This window comes from Acinetobacter sp. NCu2D-2, from assembly GCF_001647675.1.
GTDB lineage: Bacteria > Pseudomonadota > Gammaproteobacteria > Pseudomonadales > Moraxellaceae > Acinetobacter.
The window spans coordinates 150,321-164,547 of sequence record NZ_CP015595.1 but is presented as its reverse complement, the minus strand read 5'-3'; the positions used below and the strand labels follow the sequence as shown (position 1 = coordinate 164,547).

General features: G+C 36.5%; 20 protein-coding genes and 4 pseudogenes. 13 read left to right on the top strand and 11 right to left on the bottom strand.

The genetic code is table 11. The features are described 5' to 3' along the window. Positions 1-59 precede the first annotated feature (59 nt). From A3K93_RS13930 to A3K93_RS13920, 3 genes are all read left to right on the top strand, one after another. Positions 60-587, top strand: a complete 528-nt coding sequence (locus A3K93_RS13930; protein WP_000537572.1) for a plasmid pRiA4b ORF-3 family protein — start codon at positions 60-62, stop codon at positions 585-587. Positions 588-680: 93 nt separating this feature from the next. Continuing rightward, positions 681-926, top strand: coding sequence for a type II toxin-antitoxin system RelB/DinJ family antitoxin (locus A3K93_RS13925; RefSeq protein ID WP_000246756.1), 246 nt, complete (start codon positions 681-683; stop codon positions 924-926). Beyond that, entirely contained in the window at positions 916-1,209 is a 294-nt protein-coding gene (locus A3K93_RS13920; RefSeq protein ID WP_067731912.1) for a type II toxin-antitoxin system RelE family toxin, read from the top strand. The genes A3K93_RS13925 and A3K93_RS13920 overlap by 11 nt, the downstream gene beginning before the upstream one ends. Positions 1,210-1,287: 78 nt before the next feature. On the opposite strand, the gene A3K93_RS13915 is transcribed toward A3K93_RS13920, so the two are convergent. Continuing rightward, on the bottom strand, positions 1,288-2,166 hold the full coding sequence (locus A3K93_RS13915) for a DMT family transporter (protein WP_067732190.1): 879 nt from the start codon (positions 2,164-2,166) through the stop codon (positions 1,288-1,290). 92 nt (positions 2,167-2,258) lie between these two features. Here A3K93_RS13915 and A3K93_RS13910 point away from each other — a divergent pair, with 92 nt between their 5' ends. Beyond that, positions 2,259-2,804: a helix-turn-helix domain-containing protein gene (locus tag A3K93_RS13910; protein WP_005176794.1), complete on the top strand. Its 546-nt coding sequence runs from the start codon at positions 2,259-2,261 to the stop codon at positions 2,802-2,804. 262 nt (positions 2,805-3,066) lie between these two features. Here A3K93_RS13910 and A3K93_RS13905 read toward each other — a convergent pair whose 3' ends face one another. The 5 genes from A3K93_RS13905 to A3K93_RS13885 all read right to left on the bottom strand — a co-directional run bounded on the left by A3K93_RS13905 (position 3,067) and on the right by A3K93_RS13885 (position 5,380). After that, entirely contained in the window at positions 3,067-3,264 is a 198-nt protein-coding gene (locus tag A3K93_RS13905; RefSeq protein WP_005237334.1) for a hypothetical protein, read from the bottom strand. A gap of 68 nt (positions 3,265-3,332) precedes the next feature. Next, a complete protein-coding gene (locus A3K93_RS13900; protein WP_067731910.1) occupies positions 3,333-3,560 on the bottom strand; it encodes a hypothetical protein in 228 nt (75 codons plus the stop codon). Positions 3,561-3,658: 98 nt separating this feature from the next. Further along, positions 3,659-3,874: a cold-shock protein gene (locus A3K93_RS13895; RefSeq protein WP_005237341.1), complete on the bottom strand. Its 216-nt coding sequence runs from the start codon at positions 3,872-3,874 to the stop codon at positions 3,659-3,661. A 920-nt stretch (positions 3,875-4,794) separates the two neighbouring features. Further along, entirely contained in the window at positions 4,795-5,067 is a 273-nt protein-coding gene (gene nadS / locus A3K93_RS13890; RefSeq protein ID WP_004641921.1) for a NadS family protein, read from the bottom strand. Continuing rightward, positions 5,060-5,380, bottom strand: a complete 321-nt coding sequence (locus A3K93_RS13885) for a type II toxin-antitoxin system RelE/ParE family toxin (RefSeq protein ID WP_067731908.1) — start codon at positions 5,378-5,380, stop codon at positions 5,060-5,062. Before A3K93_RS13885 ends, nadS begins: the two co-directional genes overlap by 8 nt. A gap of 119 nt (positions 5,381-5,499) precedes the next feature. Between A3K93_RS13885 and A3K93_RS13880 the strand changes: the two are divergent. The 4 genes and pseudogenes from A3K93_RS13880 (at position 5,500) to A3K93_RS13865 (ending at position 6,871) form a co-directional block, all read left to right on the top strand. Next, a pseudogene (locus A3K93_RS13880) lies at positions 5,500-5,719 on the top strand (DUF6500 family protein). A gap of 23 nt (positions 5,720-5,742) precedes the next feature. Continuing rightward, on the top strand, positions 5,743-6,252 hold the full coding sequence (locus A3K93_RS13875; protein WP_067731907.1) for a DinB family protein: 510 nt from the start codon (positions 5,743-5,745) through the stop codon (positions 6,250-6,252). An 81-nt stretch (positions 6,253-6,333) separates the two neighbouring features. Continuing rightward, complete coding sequence (locus tag A3K93_RS13870) at positions 6,334-6,594, top strand: type II toxin-antitoxin system RelB/DinJ family antitoxin (RefSeq protein ID WP_005265047.1); 261 nt, start codon at positions 6,334-6,336, stop codon at positions 6,592-6,594. Next, positions 6,581-6,871, top strand: coding sequence for a type II toxin-antitoxin system YafQ family toxin (locus tag A3K93_RS13865; protein ID WP_004676242.1), 291 nt, complete (start codon positions 6,581-6,583; stop codon positions 6,869-6,871). Before A3K93_RS13870 ends, A3K93_RS13865 begins: the two co-directional genes overlap by 14 nt. 107 nt (positions 6,872-6,978) lie before the next feature. Here A3K93_RS13865 and arsH read toward each other — a convergent pair whose 3' ends face one another. Genes arsH through A3K93_RS13850 form a run of 3 tightly spaced genes read right to left on the bottom strand, consistent with a single transcriptional unit; the run spans position 6,979 to position 9,048 of the window. Beyond that, positions 6,979-7,683, bottom strand: a complete 705-nt coding sequence (arsH, locus tag A3K93_RS13860; protein ID WP_034583466.1) for an arsenical resistance protein ArsH — start codon at positions 7,681-7,683, stop codon at positions 6,979-6,981. A gap of 5 nt (positions 7,684-7,688) precedes the next feature. Continuing rightward, a complete protein-coding gene (gene arsB / locus A3K93_RS13855) occupies positions 7,689-8,729 on the bottom strand; it encodes an ACR3 family arsenite efflux transporter (RefSeq protein ID WP_067731906.1) in 1,041 nt (346 codons plus the stop codon). A 4-nt stretch (positions 8,730-8,733) separates the two neighbouring features. Continuing rightward, entirely contained in the window at positions 8,734-9,048 is a 315-nt protein-coding gene (locus A3K93_RS13850; protein WP_067731901.1) for an ArsR/SmtB family transcription factor, read from the bottom strand. An 82-nt stretch (positions 9,049-9,130) separates the two neighbouring features. Between A3K93_RS13850 and arsC the strand changes: the two genes are divergently transcribed. From arsC to A3K93_RS13835, 4 genes and pseudogenes are all read left to right on the top strand, one after another. Continuing rightward, a complete protein-coding gene (gene arsC, locus A3K93_RS13845) occupies positions 9,131-9,559 on the top strand; it encodes an arsenate reductase (glutaredoxin) (RefSeq protein ID WP_067731899.1) in 429 nt (142 codons plus the stop codon). A 96-nt stretch (positions 9,560-9,655) separates the two neighbouring features. Further along, positions 9,656-9,916, top strand: coding sequence for a type II toxin-antitoxin system RelB/DinJ family antitoxin (locus A3K93_RS13840; protein ID WP_005265047.1), 261 nt, complete (start codon positions 9,656-9,658; stop codon positions 9,914-9,916). Further along, positions 9,903-9,989: pseudogene (locus tag A3K93_RS15090) on the top strand (type II toxin-antitoxin system YafQ family toxin); the annotation flags it as partial. The gene A3K93_RS13840 and the pseudogene A3K93_RS15090, both read left to right, overlap by 14 nt. Before the next feature lie 55 nt (positions 9,990-10,044). Next, the gene (locus A3K93_RS13835) at positions 10,045-10,977 is read left to right on the top strand and encodes an IS5-like element IS17 family transposase (RefSeq protein WP_081408502.1); all 933 of its coding nucleotides are present in this window, start codon (positions 10,045-10,047) and stop codon (positions 10,975-10,977) included. 52 nt (positions 10,978-11,029) lie between these two features. On the opposite strand, the pseudogene A3K93_RS14775 reads toward A3K93_RS13835, so the two are convergent. After that, positions 11,030-11,119 (bottom strand): annotated as a pseudogene (locus A3K93_RS14775) (MerR family DNA-binding transcriptional regulator); the annotation flags it as partial. 89 nt (positions 11,120-11,208) lie between these two features. On the opposite strand from A3K93_RS14775, the gene A3K93_RS13830 reads away from it, so the two are divergent. After that, entirely contained in the window at positions 11,209-12,489 is a 1,281-nt protein-coding gene (locus A3K93_RS13830) for a cation transporter (protein WP_004668302.1), read from the top strand. A gap of 302 nt (positions 12,490-12,791) precedes the next feature. On the opposite strand, the pseudogene A3K93_RS13825 reads toward A3K93_RS13830, so the two are convergent. Then, positions 12,792-14,117: pseudogene (locus A3K93_RS13825) on the bottom strand (ISNCY family transposase). Between the last annotated feature and the right edge of the window lie 110 nt (positions 14,118-14,227).

Below are 14,227 nucleotides of genomic sequence, written 5' to 3'. Positions count from 1 at the left end.
TAACGTGTATTATGTTAATTTTAGATTTACTAAAACTATTTTTTGAGAACTAGGCTGTTATGGGAACTGTAAAGCTCAAATCTTCTGATGAAGTTTTTCAATTAAAAATTAGTCTGCTAGGTAGTGATCCTGAAATCTGGAGAACTATTCAAATTTCATCGGCAGCTACTTTATCTAGGCTCCATAAGGCAATTCAATCTGCTTTTGATTGGGAAGATAGCCATTTACATGAATTCACGACTATTAAGCATGAAAAGATCAATAAAAGACAAAAATTGAAAGAAGTTCTACGTGTAGGTAAAAAAATTATATATACATATGATTTTGGCGATTGTTGGGAACATTTGATTACTGTAGAAAGCAGACAATCTCCTGATTTAAATAAAAAATATCCATGTTGTATAGATGGTCAAAATCATGCTCCATTTGAAGATATTGGAGGAATTTTTGGATATCTTGATATTTTAGATGCATTACAAGACCCCAAACATCCAAGATATGACGATTACATGCAAATTATCGAGGATGAAATAGGAGAGATAGAGTTTGATCCGACCTACTTTAATTCACATGATATTAAGTTTTAAACCTGATTTAACATAAGGGCTGTTATGCGAAGTCGACTTGTAATGCAATTTGCATTACACTAATCCTAGTACATTAAACACTTGGGAAATATGATGGCTACTGTTAACTTCAGGGTCGATGAAGCCCTTAAAGAAAAATCTTATTCAATCCTTAAAGAGCAAGGTATTGCACCTACGGATTTCTTTACTAGTATTCTTGAGTATGTTGCTACGACTGGGAAACTGCCCGTCAAAAAAGCTTTGCTTTCGGAAGAAGATGAAGAATTATTAGCCCTTGTCCGTAAGCGCATTAACGATCCTAAAGAGATGTTTGAGGAAGTCACATTAGATGACTTATAAGCTTTTACGTCACAAGGACTTTACAGCAGAATGGGAAAAACTCCCTGTTGCTATACGAGATCAATTTAAAAAGAAACTAGCTAAAGTCATAGAGCAGCCACATATTCCAAAGAACATGCTTAGAGGCGATCTTGCAGGTTGCTATAAAATCAAATTATTAAAAGCGGGTGTCCGACTTGTCTATCAAGTTAAAGATGATCAGGTAGTTATCCTGCTCATTACCGTCGAAAAACGAGCTGATAGCATAGTTTATGACGAAGCGAAAAAGCGAATTAAAGATTAAAAATGGGAGCTTATAGCTCCCATTTTTAACTTCGCATAACGTGTATTATGTTAATTTTAGAGAAACTCAATAATAAAACTATTTCTTTTTAGTTTTTATCTCACTAATTAATATTCCTAAAATGACACAAAGCCCACCAATAAGAGCTAAAAAGGGTAAACGCTCTCCTGCCAGCCTTCCGAATATTGCTGCCCAAACAGGCTCACCTGAATAGATAATAGCGGCCCTAGAAGGATCTACAGTACGTTGTGCCCAATTCATAGCAAATTGAATGAGTGTGCTGGCAAATCCCAGACTTAATGTAACTACTACGAGTTGCCATGAAATATTAGGAATTTCCGTTTCTCCTGCGAAAGGCATGATAAAAAAACAGAAAATAGACGCTACTACTAATTGGATGATAGTGACATTCTTTAAATCGACTCTACCTGCAAACTTACTGATCAAAATGATTTCAAGGGCTATTCCCAGCGCACTCAAAAGAGTAAAAATTTGTCCTAAATTAAAGTTAACGCCCCTAAAATCATTCCCTGTTAGAAGTATCAAACCAATAAAGGAAAAAAATATTCCAATCCAAATAAAGATATTTGGAAGCTTCCGATAAAAAATCCAGATTAATATTGGTACAAGAGGAATATATAGTGCTGTTAAAAATGCAGACTCACTACTTGTTATCGTCTTTAAACCTATAGTTTGAAGTCCGTATGAAAGTGCTAGTACGGCACCTATCGAAATACCCGCAATAACATCATCTTTACTTATCTTTTTTAGATACTTAAACGTAAAAATAAGCAAAATCATAGCAGCAACCAGAAATCGGCAACCAACAAAGAAAATAGGAGTCGTGTAATTAAGGACATAGTGAACAGCTAAAAAGGTTCCTCCCCAAATCATAGTTATAAATACAAGTACGATCTCAGGAGGTAATCTTTCTTTTAAGACATGAATTAAGGACATTACAAAATCTAAAGTGAAATATACTGCACTATTATTGCATCCATCTTGTTTATAGTGCAATATATTGCACATTAAACTTGTGAATACTCAGAATGAACACTGTCCTTGAATTTTTAGGAAAAAATATTCGTTTTTTTCGAGAGAAAATAGAACTGACTCAACAAGAGCTTGCTGATCGTTCAGGGGTAAGCAGACGTACAATAATTGCTTTAGAAGCAGATCAAATAAATATTAGTTTGGCTAAATTAGATGCTATAGCAAATGCCCTAAATATTAGTTTTAGTACTTTAGTTAGTCCGCTAGATTCAAAAATTCAACACTCTTGTACAAATATCTTAGCTTGGAAAGGCAATCATACAGAAAGCTATGCAAATTTACTGGGTACAGTGGATAACGGTACACAGACAGAAATGTGGATATGGTCACTAGCAGCTGGCGATTCTTATATAGCTGAACCTGATCCAGAAGGCTGGAAAGAAATGCTCTATATCATCCATGGAGAGTTAACACTTGAAATTGAAGGTCAATTTAAGATTCTAGGCCCTGAAGATTCGTTTATTTTTTCCAGCTCTACTTTGTACTCATATCATAATAAAAGTGATGAACAGGTAAAATTTGTGAGAAATGTTATTCATTAGCAGATCATTCAACATAATGGTTGTTATACGAAATGAAAAAGCCTAGACACTGGTCTAGGCTTTAAACTTTAAAAAAATACATAAAAATCAGTGTTATAAACTCAGTTTTAGAGCTTCGTATAACGTGTATTATGTTAATTTTAGAAGAACTATAAAGTGTCTACAAATTAGTGGCTATTCAATTCGGTATAAAAAAACCCGCATTCTAGCGAGTAGATTCTGATATTTCATTCAGACTATAGATTTTATAAAAACTATATTTCTAGATGATTTTGAATATTTTTCCACTTAAGGTACTTTGAAAAAGCATTTCAAAACTAGGTCGAATATCTTCACCATCAACGGTGATATGTTTTATATTCGAATGAGATTGCGTATTGGCAAACTGATGATCCACTGTTGCTTGAATCATGTGTTTAACCCCAAACTGATCTTTCACGCTGAGACTCTGTTTAAACATATATAGCCTTTTAATAAAATTATAGTGAAAAAATAAACCTAAATTATTGATGTTTATTAATTTTAAATCTAAGCAACTTTATGGTTTAATTTAAATAGCTGATTTAGAGAAGTATAAAATGTACGGCCATCTAAATTTAAATCCACTTCGATTCCGGATTCCAGCAGAACTCTTTTACCGACTTCAATTTCTTTAAAACCTTGACGTGTATTTTGCATTTTATGAAGGGGAATTAATGAAACAATAATTTCAGTACCATTTTTAGATTTTGCAATTAAATTATTTATTTTTAACAACTTATATCCTATTTCTTCGAGATTTTTCAATTTATAAAACAAATTTTAAAGTATAAAAAAAGCACTTATGAGTGCTTTTTATTACTGTCTATTATTACTTAGATAGCAACAATATTTACAGCATTCGGTCCTTTTTGACCTTGAGCCACACTAAATTCAACCATTTGGCCTTCCATTAAGGTTTTGAAGCCTGAACTCGCGATTTCGCTGAAATGAGCAAAAACGTCTGGACCTGATTCTTGTTGAATGAAACCAAAACCTTTAGTTTCGTTAAACCACTTAACAGTACCTTTAACAACATTTGAGTTTGACATAATATATCCTACTAATTTTTAATCAATTTATTGACTGGGTATAACTTTGAAAATAATAAAGAACGACTTAAAATCTGAAAAAACGAAGGATTATGACTAAAACTGCGATACTTAAAGAAGATTTACCGGAACAAGACTTTTTTCTAGTTAAATTAACTATACACTAAAAATATTATAAATCAAGTTTTTTTATATATATATTTAATAATTTTATAAAAAGATAAAAATAACTCATTTATAAAAATTTATTTTCAATGAAATCAGTTTTATATCGTAAGTATAACAATATAAAGTTAACATGGGTTTCTAGTAAGATTGATAAGTAATGAATGCGTTTATATAGCTCTGTGATAACAATATTGATGTTTTTAATTTCTGGAATGATGATTTTTTCCTATATGCAAGGCATGTATAAACCTCCAAATTTGAACACTTCATTTACTACTAAATAATAATATTTAACATAATGGATATTATACGAAGTACACTTGTATATTAATATAATTATCAAACACTTAATAAAACCAGAAAAATCTAAAAATGACCGAAAAGCCGATTTTGAAACAAGTCGGCTTTTTTATGATCGTTTTTGATAGTTTTTGCCAAGAAAATCGGCTAAAAAATGATCAATTTAGCAATCAGTGCCCATTTCATGTGGATCCAGGTTCCAAAACTATCCCCAATTGCTGGGGATAAAATTTAGGCTATTTTGTACGCTTTGGCTCACATAAAACTCGGCCCTTTGCGGCTATCCAGGATAGGTGAATTTTCCTATGATGAAGCCATAGAGAACAGGATGTTCCAAACAACAAGAATAAGAAAGATCGCACCAGGAGCGTGAGGTAAGACAGGAGTCATACCTAGCAACCCAATATGAGAAACCCCGGCAGGATGCTGGGGTTTTTTATTATCTAAACTTCTTAAATTAAAGTTGGATGAGCATCTAAAATACGAATTAAAGTCGCTGCAGGACCAGTCGGATAGCGACGGCCTTGTTCCCAGTTTTGCAGGGTTCTCGCGCTGATATGCAAACGTGCAGCAAATTCAGCCTGGGTTAAGCCTGTTTTCTCACGTACTTCTTTAATATCCGGTAATTCAAGCTCTGTGACTCGACTTGCCTTTATCTCATTACGCTTGATGGCACCAGCTTCTTTGATTGAAGCAACCAGGTCATCAAATAAGTTGTTATCCATGAAATTGCTCCTTTACTAATTGACGTAGAATCGAGGTTTCTTTGTCTGTCAGATTATCTTTCACAGACTTTGGATAAGCCACCAGGAAAAAGATCTGATCATCTTCTGTAACCCAATAATAGATCACACGGATACCGCCACTTTTGCCTTTATTGCCCTGAGCACAACGTACTTTACGAATTCCACCACCATTCTTGATTAAGTCGCCCTTATCAGGCTGTACCAAGAGATCTTGCTGGAGCTGACGATACTCTTCACCACTCACAAGCCCTTTGATTTGCTTAGTAAAAATACTGGTCTCAATGAATAACATAGGTTTAAGTACGTCAATGGCGTATAAGAATTTTAGCAGTTTTAGAATAAAAAAACGAGAGCTGTAGGCTCTCGTTTCGCATAATCTGTATTATGTTAATTTTAGAGGAAATTAAAACTATGAGAAAAGAGTTAAAAGAAATATTTATTCATGGATGTAATGAGAAAATTGAAAAAAAAAGGAGATAATGTTGGTTTATCTTTCTATGCTTTTTTTAAGAATAAAAACGATAATCCTGAGCTTTTAATGGAAGCAGCTAATTGGTGGATCATGCAACATAAACTAGATCATTTTGAAAAAGCCGTAAAAATTAAAGCACTTGTTTTAAGTGAGTCGTAGTCTAAATTAAAGAGTAGAAGTGAATGGATTTAAAAACTTTTGAATTATTAGCTCGATATAACGTCTGGTCTACTCACAAATTAAATCAGGCTTTGAAGAATGTTTCTAATGATGATTTTAATGCTAATTGTGGACTTTATTTCAAAAGTATCGCTGGAACTTTAAATCATTTGCTTGTTGGTGAACACTATCTGTGGTTTCCTCGTTTTTTAGCGAAACCTTCACCTGTACTCAAATTAAATACCATTATAGAAAATGATAAAGACAAGCTGATCTCTCAGCTAGAGGACAAGGCTCATAACTGGATAGGTTTTTTAAAAGATGTTGATGTAGAAAAATTTAAATATGATTTACAGTACAAAACATCTACAGGTAAAGATATGAAGTTGCCTTATGCAGCCACTCTATTGCATGTTTTTAATCATGGGACTCATCACAGAGGACAAATCACAGCAGCTCTAACTTCAATGGGATATCTTTGTCCTGAGATCGACTTGGTCTACATGCTAATTGAAGAAAATAAGCCTACTTAACATAATGACTGTTATACGAATTGAACTTTTCTTCATCTAAGAATATAGTGTGATTAACAATGTTAATCACAGGAGCTTAACATGGCTTCAAATGCACTAGTAACTACTCGCATTAACGAAAACATTAAGCATGAAGCAACTGAAGTTCTTGCAACAATGGGCTTAACTGTCTCAGATGCCGTTCGCTTGTTGTTAACCAAAGTAGCGAAAGAAAAGGCTCTGCCTTTTGAAATTTGGCAACCCAGTGCTGAAACCATTGCTGCAATGGAAGAAGATCTAAGCAAAGCAAAGAGCTTCACTTCTGTAAAAGATTTGATGGCTGATCTAAATGCGGACGATTAAGTACACATCAGCATTCAAGAAAGACTATAAACGTGAGAAAAAAGGGCAGCATCGAAATACAGTAGATGCTGAACTACAAACTGTTTTAGAGTTATTGCAAGCTGATGAAGCCTTGCCTGAAAAGTATCGTGACCATGCTTTGGTCAGTAATTGGGTAGGTCATCGTGACTGCCATATCAAACCAGATCTTGTTTTGATCTATAAAAAAACAGAGGAAGGCGAACTACTAATTTTGAAATTAGTTAGGTTAGGTAGTCATAGTGAATTGGCAATTTAAGTGACCTAATTTTCAGCAGTAAATTTTAAAATTATCTTTAAAAAATGGGAGCTTAAGCTCCAATTTTTAACTTCGTATAACGTGTATTATGTTAATTTTAGGAAAATCTAAATACTCTTTTGATTCACACGCTTTGAAAGCTCTTCCGCACTTTCTACACGTTCAGAGTAACGGTCAGTGAGATATGCGGACTGTCCTCTAGTTAAAAGCGTAAATTTATAAAGTTCTTCCATCACATCAACGATCCTCGTGTAATAAGAAGAAGGCTTCATACGACCATCCTCTTCAAACTCAAGAAATGCTTTAGGAACTGAGGACTGATTTGGTATCGTAATCATACGCATCCAACGGCCTAAAATACGTAACTGATTTACTGCATTAAAGGACTGAGAGCCGCCACATACTTGCATTACAGCTAAGGTTTTACCTTGCGTGGCACGTATTGCTCCTGCTGCTAATGGAATCCAGTCAATTTGAGCTTTCAATATCGAACTCATTGAGCCATGACGCTCGGGAGAGCACCAAACCATGCCCTCTGACCATGCTAAGAGTTCATGTAGTTCTTTAACCTTTGGATGTTGCATATCACCATCTTCAGGGAGAGGTAGTCCTTTTGGATGGAAAATTTTCACTTCCGCACCAAAATATTCAAGGATTCGACCAGCTTCCTGAATAGCTAAACGGCTATAGGATCTATCACGATTTGAGCCATACAGAAGCAGTATTCTTGGAGGATGTTCAAGGTTCTTTGCCTGAACTTTTTCTAAAGTCGGTTTTTCTAAAAGACTAAGATCAATATTTGGTAAGTTCATTAGATTCATACCTCTTTAAAAACTTTTTTTCTAAGCCATAGCGAAACTGTCACTAAGGCAATCAATACAGGCACTTCAACAAGCGGTCCAATTACTGTTGTGAAAGCTACAGGTGAAGCTAATCCAAAAGTGGCAATCGCTACAGCCAGTGCTAATTCAAAATTGTTGCCTGCGGCTGTAAAGGAAATAGCAGTCGTTTTGGGGTAGTCATTGCCCATCCACTTACTCATAAAGAAGCTGAGGAAGAACATTGCAACAAAATAGATCGTCAAAGGAATAGCTATTCTAAGCACGTCTAGAGGAAGGCTAATCACTTCACCACCTTTAAGACTGAACATGGCCACAATCGTGAATAAAAGGGCAATAAGGCTGATTGGGCTAATCTTTGGGATAAATTTATCCTGATACCAAGCCAAACCATTCTTTTTAACCAAAATCAATCGGGTTAAAAACCCAAGTAAGAACGGAATACCTAGATAAATAAGAACAGCATGGGTAATTGTCCAAAAGCTCACATTAATGATTTGTGCTTCTACCCCAAAGAATGGTGGTAAGAAGGTTAAGAATAACCAGGCATAAGTACTAAAGAATAAGATCTGGAAGATACTGTTAAACGCAACCAAGGCAGCAACATATTGATTATCCCCACATGCCAGACCATTCCAGACGAGGACCATCGCAATACATCGAGCTAAGCCTATGAGAATTAGGCCAGTCATATATTCAGGATAGGCGTGCAGAAAAATAATGGCCAAGCCAAACATTAAGCAAGGTGCAATGATCCAGTTTTGAACAAGAGATAATGTAAGGGTACGCTTATCCTCAAAGACTTTAGGCAAGGTTGCATAGTTAACTTTGGCAAGTGGTGGATACATCATCAAAATAAGCCCTATTGCGATAGGGATATTCACTGAATTAATGCTTAATTGATCTAATACAACAGATGTTTGAGGGAAAAACACCCCAATACCTACGCCTAATGCCATGGCAATGAAAATCCATAGAGTTAGGTTTCGATCTAAGAATGAGAGCTTTGATGCGGACATTGAATTACTCGCATTGCATAGAGATAGATAAGTTGCTCGTAGGTTTATTTAATACTTCATCATTCAAAACACTGAACACTGCATTTACCCATTCTGGTAAATCAGGATTTAATCGGTAATACACCCATTGTCCCTTGCGCTCATCTAGCAAAATTGAAAGGTTACGGAGTAAAGCCAAGTGACGAGAAATTTTAGGTTGGCTCAGTTGTAATATCTCTGTGATTTCACAAACACATACATTTTGTCTTTCTAAAATAATTTTTAAAATATCTAGACGTGTCGGGTCAGATAGGCATTTAAAGAAATCTGCTTGATCCATAATCTACACTCAAATATATGCTATTGCGAATATACGCATATCCATATATAAATGCAATATTACTAAGCTTTGAGTTAATCCAATGTCATCAAAAGTTAAGATCTATCACAACCCTGCTTGCGGAACATCAAGAAATACACTGGCTTTAATTCGAAATACCGGAGAGGAACCTGAAATTATTGAGTATCTTCTCAACCCTCCGAGCAAGAGAGAACTGATTAATTTAATTGAAAAATCAGGTCTTTCTGTACATGAAGCTATTCGTAAAAATGTAGAACCTTTTGAAACACATAAATTGGATCAGCCACACTGGACAGATGAACAGCTCATTAATTTTATGCTTGAGTATCCAATTTTGATTAATCGTCCATTCGTAGTAACTGAGATCGGTGTAAAACTTTGTAGACCATCTGAACTCGTTTTAGATATTTTGTCTGCACCTCAATTAGGAGCTTTTATCAAAGAGGATGGTGAAATAATCATCGATAAAAATGGTAAGCGGATTAAATAAATCCGCCCCATTTAACATAATGGCGGTTATACGAATTGAACTTTTCTTCATCTAAGAATATAGTGTGATTAACAATGTTAATCACAGGAGCTTAACATGGCTTCAAATGCACTAGTAACTACTCGCATTAACGAAAACATTAAGCATGAAGCAACTGAAGTTCTTGCAACAATGGGCTTAACTGTCTCAGATGCCGTTCGCTTGTTGTTAACCAAAGTAGCGAAAGAAAAGGCTCTGCCTTTTGAAATTTGGCAACCCAGTGCTGAAACCATTGCTGCAATGGAAGAAGATCTAAGCAAAGCAAAGAGCTTCACTTCTGTAAAAGATTTGATGGCTGATCTAAATGCGGACGATTAAGTACACATCAGCATTCAAGAAAGACTATAAACGTGAGAAAAAAGGGCAGCATCGAAATACAGTAGATGCTGAACGGCTTTGTTGCACAAACCTATCTGTAAAGGCTTTTTCAGCGATATAATTTCCAAATGAATAAGCCTACACAGAAAATCTACCGCACAACCAATTGGCCCGCATATAACCGAGCACTCATGAGTCGCGGAAATATTGCCATTTGGTTTGATCCTGCTACGCAATGGTATGCGCCATCAAAAGGCAAACAAGGGCGAAATCAAACCTACTCCGACGCAGCCATCCAATGCTGCTTAATGATTAAATCCTTATTCCGTCTATCTTTACGTATGGTCACTGGCTTTGTACAAAGTCTGATTAAACTTTGCGGATTAAATTGGACCGCACCAGATTACAGTACGCTTTGTAGAAGACAAAAGCATATTGATATTGCAATCAGCTACCAAAAAAGTAGCGATGGGCTGCATCTACTCGTAGACTCTACAGGCATGAAGTTTCTAGGTGAGGGCGAATGGAAACGCAAGAAACATGGAGCTGAATATCGTCGCCAATGGCGTAAACTACATATTGGTATAGATGCCAAAACCCTACAAATACGCGCTATTCAGCTCACAACCAATAATGTCAGTGATTCACAGGTGCTTGGTGATTTACTTAATCAGATTCCACAAGATGAGCAGATTGACTCTGTTTATACCGATGGAGCTTATGACACCAAGCAATGCCGTCAGGTTATTGCAGATCGGCAAGCACATGCGGTGATTCCACCTAGAAAAAATGCGAAACCATGGAAAGATACAAAAAGTAGCTCGCTAGAGCGAAATGAATTACTTCGAACAGTTAAACGTTTAGGCAGGACATTATGGAAAAAATGGTCAGGCTATCATCGCCGCAGTTTGGTGGAAACCAAGATGCATTGCATCAAATTATTAGGCGATAAATTAATGGCAAGAAGCTTTCCTAGTCAGGTGAATGAAATTCATGCACGTGTAGCAGTCCTCAACAGATTTACGGAATTAGGTCGACCACTTACCCAAGTTACGCCTTAAATTTGGCTCAATTAGGGGCGCTTTGCATTTCAAATCTTTGTGCAACAAAGCCTTCCGGAATTAAACCTTCCTTTTCATAAAACCTAATTGTTAATACTGAACATGAGGTTTTTTTAGAGAGTTCACCAATTTTTAAATGCATTGAGTTAGTATTTCCAAAGATTCTTGACTCTATAGTAACTATAGGGATTCTAATATTCAAAGTTTATAATTTTTTTAATGGGTATAATTATGAGTGGTTGTGGATGTAGTAAAGAAACACCATGCGAAGATAAGAAATCTCAACAAGAAAATCATCCATCAATTGCAGAAGCAAACAATTCAAAGAATTGTGATAATACGCTTAGCTGTTGTGGTGAAGAGGAAGAAAAAAAATCTTCATCTCCTTGCTGTAACACTTCAAACAGTTGTGAAGATACCGCTCAATCCTGTTATGGTTCTGATCCCAAAGAAAATTTAAGCACTGAAGACGTTTTAAAAGATTCGCACTACATGAGTGAATACTTAGTTCCCAAAATGGATTGTTCTGCGGAAGAACAGATGGTTCGTATGGCGCTATCTTCAATTGATGGTGTTCAAAAACTCATCTTTGATTTACCTAACCGTTCTTTAAAGGTTCTACATAATCAAAAAGATGAAAATATAACCACCAAACTTGAAGCTTTGGGTTTTGGTGCAAAGCTTGTGAAGACTGAAACTTATATAAGCAATCAACAGGCTAAGCAAACAAGTACCTACACCATTCCTAAAATGGATTGCTCTGCTGAAGAGCAAATGGTCCGTATGGCTCTTGCAGATATTGAAGCAGTTAAAGGTCTTACTTTTGATCTTCCCAATCGAAAACTGAAAGTCTTCCATAATGAAGGGATTCAGCAAATTACGGCTAAACTCGAAGGACTGGGTTTTGGGGCGAAACTTGATGAAACACAGCTTTCTTCAGGCGATATACCTAATGAACCTGATCCTGTGAGACAAGCTAAAGTACTTAAACTGTTATTAGGTATTAATGCTCTACTTTTCTTTATAGAATTCATCAGCGGTATTATTGCTGCGTCTACAGGATTGATTGCTGATTCTCTAGATATGTTTGCCGATGCAGCCGTTTATGGTATTGCGCTATATGCCGTCGGAAAAGCTGCGAAATATCAAATAAAAGCAGCCCATTTCGCAGGTTGGATTCAGTTATTACTTGCTGTTATCGTGATTGTTGATGTCATTAGACGATTCATGTTTGGAAGCGAGCCAGAATCAACGCTCATGATTGTTATTGGCCTGCTCGCACTTATAGCTAACGTGACATGCTTATATCTTATTTCTGGTCATCGAGAAGATGGCGCACATATGAAAGCCAGTTGGATTTTCTCGGCGAATGACGTTGTCGTAAATATGGGCGTTATATTTGCCGGTGTACTCGTGGCGTGGACGGGATCAGCTTATCCAGACTTAATCATTGGCATACTGGTTTCTTTATTCGTACTTAATGGTGCCCGAAAAATTTTGGCTTTGAAGTAAGAGTATCGAAAATGAATCTATTTGGCACTATTGCAAATAACCACGAATGGTAAGCTGAAGACTGTTTTAGCTAAAGGTGCAGCATATGAATCCTTATGTCTTAAAAGCATGTAATTTTTAGTATTAAAAATAGCCCTCTGTTGAGGGCTATTTAACATAAAATCTCTTATATGAAATAAAAAACCTAGGCACCGGCCTAGGTCTTAAATTTAAAAAAATACATAAAAATTAAGGTTATAGTCTTAATTTTTCATGTTATTCCCAAGTAGAAATGTCCTACCTAATAACCAAATAGAAATGTCCTATATGGACATTTCCAAGTCAAGTACAGGATTCAGATTTCGTTGTTGAATTGCTGTTTTCTGTGCTCGTCTACGTGGCATCTTTTGAGAACGATTGCGTTTGTTTTGTTGTTCCAATTGTTCATGCTGTTGTTGAATATGTGCCAGCACAGAACCCAAACGTTTATTCTCAACGATCTCTCGTTGATTGAGCTGACTTAATTTATCGAAGATGCTGTAATTGATTTTTCTTCCCTGATATTCAATGGCTACAGTACCATCCAGATATTCTAGGAACTCAAGATACTTGCCGATTAACCTTTGATTTTCTTCTATGTTTTCCAAGATATATACGCATTTATCATAAGTGATCGTCAGGCTGTTCGTGACTCTGCGGGGTTCACGCCAGGTAAAAATATCATCTAATTCTTCGGCTGTTTCAATGACAGTCCGATGCAGATCCTTGGGATTAAAGGCCATCTTTGCAAACTTGAGATTGAACTGCTCAATGAAGCAGGGTAGCTAGGCATTCGCTTGCTCAATCGAACAGATGCCTTCCAGGCGCATCTCCTTGATCAGACGGTCCTGAAGGGTTCTGTTGGCACGTTCCACACGGCCTTTGGCCTGTGGTGAATTGGCGAAGATGATATCGATATTTATGGTGCTGAGTACACGTCCAAACTGGGTAATCTTGGTGTCTTTCTTACTGCTTTGATTCACCCTAAACACTGAATGTTTATCGCTGTAAAATGCTAAAGGTTTGCCATGCTGTTCGACATACAGGCGTGTCGAAATCATATAGTCAAAGGTTGATTCTGATTCACAGAAGCGTAAATGCTGCAATTTTCCTGTAGCATCATCGATAAACACCAGCAGACAGCATTTAGCAGCGCGTCCTTCAAACCAGTCATGGTGTGAGCCATCAATTTGAATCAGTTCACCAAAGCAATCCCGGTTGTAACGAGGCTGATACGGGCATTTCAGGCGCTTGGATCGAGGAATCCATAAGTCAGCTGCAATCATCTAAGAACGCAGGGTTTCTACTGAAAGATCGAATCCATGTACGGTAGTGAGCTTTTCATGCGCTAAAGTGGGTCCGAAACCATAGAGTTGGTCAGAAACAATATTGAGGCACTTGAGTCTGAGTTCTTCAGGAAGTTTGGAATTGCTAATTTGGCCACGACCGGCATGGGCTAATGCAGCGGGACCTTGAGCTTTGTATTTCTGCAGTAAGCGTCTGATCTGACGTTCTGAGATATGAAGTAGCTGAGCAGCCTGGGACTGGGTTAAGCGTTGATCACAGATTTCCTGCAAGACTAACGATCGTTTAAGTTCTTTATCCGACATAGACACCAACATATCAAACCGTCCGCTTCGATAATTGCAAAAGCACATATTCTAAAAGCGGACATTTTTACTTTGGAGAAACCGGACATTTCTACTTTGGGCTTACAAAT

What these genes read in the sequence shown, in the direction of transcription:
- A3K93_RS13930 (WP_000537572.1), top strand. Translation starts at nt 60, where the DNA reads ATGGGAACTGTAAAGCTCAAATCTTCTGATGAAGTTTTTCAATTAAAA.
- A3K93_RS13925 (WP_000246756.1), top strand. Translation starts at nt 681, where the DNA reads ATGGCTACTGTTAACTTCAGGGTCGATGAAGCCCTTAAAGAAAAATCT.
- A3K93_RS13920 (WP_067731912.1), top strand. Translation starts at nt 916, where the DNA reads ATGACTTATAAGCTTTTACGTCACAAGGACTTTACAGCAGAATGGGAA.
- A3K93_RS13915 (WP_067732190.1), bottom strand. Translation starts at nt 2,166, where the DNA reads ATGTCCTTAATTCATGTCTTAAAAGAAAGATTACCTCCTGAGATCGTA.
- A3K93_RS13910 (WP_005176794.1), top strand. Translation starts at nt 2,259, where the DNA reads ATGAACACTGTCCTTGAATTTTTAGGAAAAAATATTCGTTTTTTTCGA.
- A3K93_RS13905 (WP_005237334.1), bottom strand. Translation starts at nt 3,264, where the DNA reads ATGTTTAAACAGAGTCTCAGCGTGAAAGATCAGTTTGGGGTTAAACAC.
- A3K93_RS13895 (WP_005237341.1), bottom strand. Translation starts at nt 3,874, where the DNA reads ATGTCAAACTCAAATGTTGTTAAAGGTACTGTTAAGTGGTTTAACGAA.
- nadS (WP_004641921.1), bottom strand. Translation starts at nt 5,067, where the DNA reads ATGGATAACAACTTATTTGATGACCTGGTTGCTTCAATCAAAGAAGCT.
- A3K93_RS13885 (WP_067731908.1), bottom strand. Translation starts at nt 5,380, where the DNA reads ATGTTATTCATTGAGACCAGTATTTTTACTAAGCAAATCAAAGGGCTT.
- A3K93_RS13875 (WP_067731907.1), top strand. Translation starts at nt 5,743, where the DNA reads ATGGATTTAAAAACTTTTGAATTATTAGCTCGATATAACGTCTGGTCT.
- A3K93_RS13870 (WP_005265047.1), top strand. Translation starts at nt 6,334, where the DNA reads ATGGCTTCAAATGCACTAGTAACTACTCGCATTAACGAAAACATTAAG.
- A3K93_RS13865 (WP_004676242.1), top strand. Translation starts at nt 6,581, where the DNA reads ATGCGGACGATTAAGTACACATCAGCATTCAAGAAAGACTATAAACGT.
- arsH (WP_034583466.1), bottom strand. Translation starts at nt 7,683, where the DNA reads ATGAACTTACCAAATATTGATCTTAGTCTTTTAGAAAAACCGACTTTA.
- arsB (WP_067731906.1), bottom strand. Translation starts at nt 8,729, where the DNA reads ATGTCCGCATCAAAGCTCTCATTCTTAGATCGAAACCTAACTCTATGG.
- A3K93_RS13850 (WP_067731901.1), bottom strand. Translation starts at nt 9,048, where the DNA reads ATGGATCAAGCAGATTTCTTTAAATGCCTATCTGACCCGACACGTCTA.
- arsC (WP_067731899.1), top strand. Translation starts at nt 9,131, where the DNA reads ATGTCATCAAAAGTTAAGATCTATCACAACCCTGCTTGCGGAACATCA.
- A3K93_RS13840 (WP_005265047.1), top strand. Translation starts at nt 9,656, where the DNA reads ATGGCTTCAAATGCACTAGTAACTACTCGCATTAACGAAAACATTAAG.
- A3K93_RS13835 (WP_081408502.1), top strand. Translation starts at nt 10,045, where the DNA reads ATGAATAAGCCTACACAGAAAATCTACCGCACAACCAATTGGCCCGCA.
- A3K93_RS13830 (WP_004668302.1), top strand. Translation starts at nt 11,209, where the DNA reads ATGAGTGGTTGTGGATGTAGTAAAGAAACACCATGCGAAGATAAGAAA.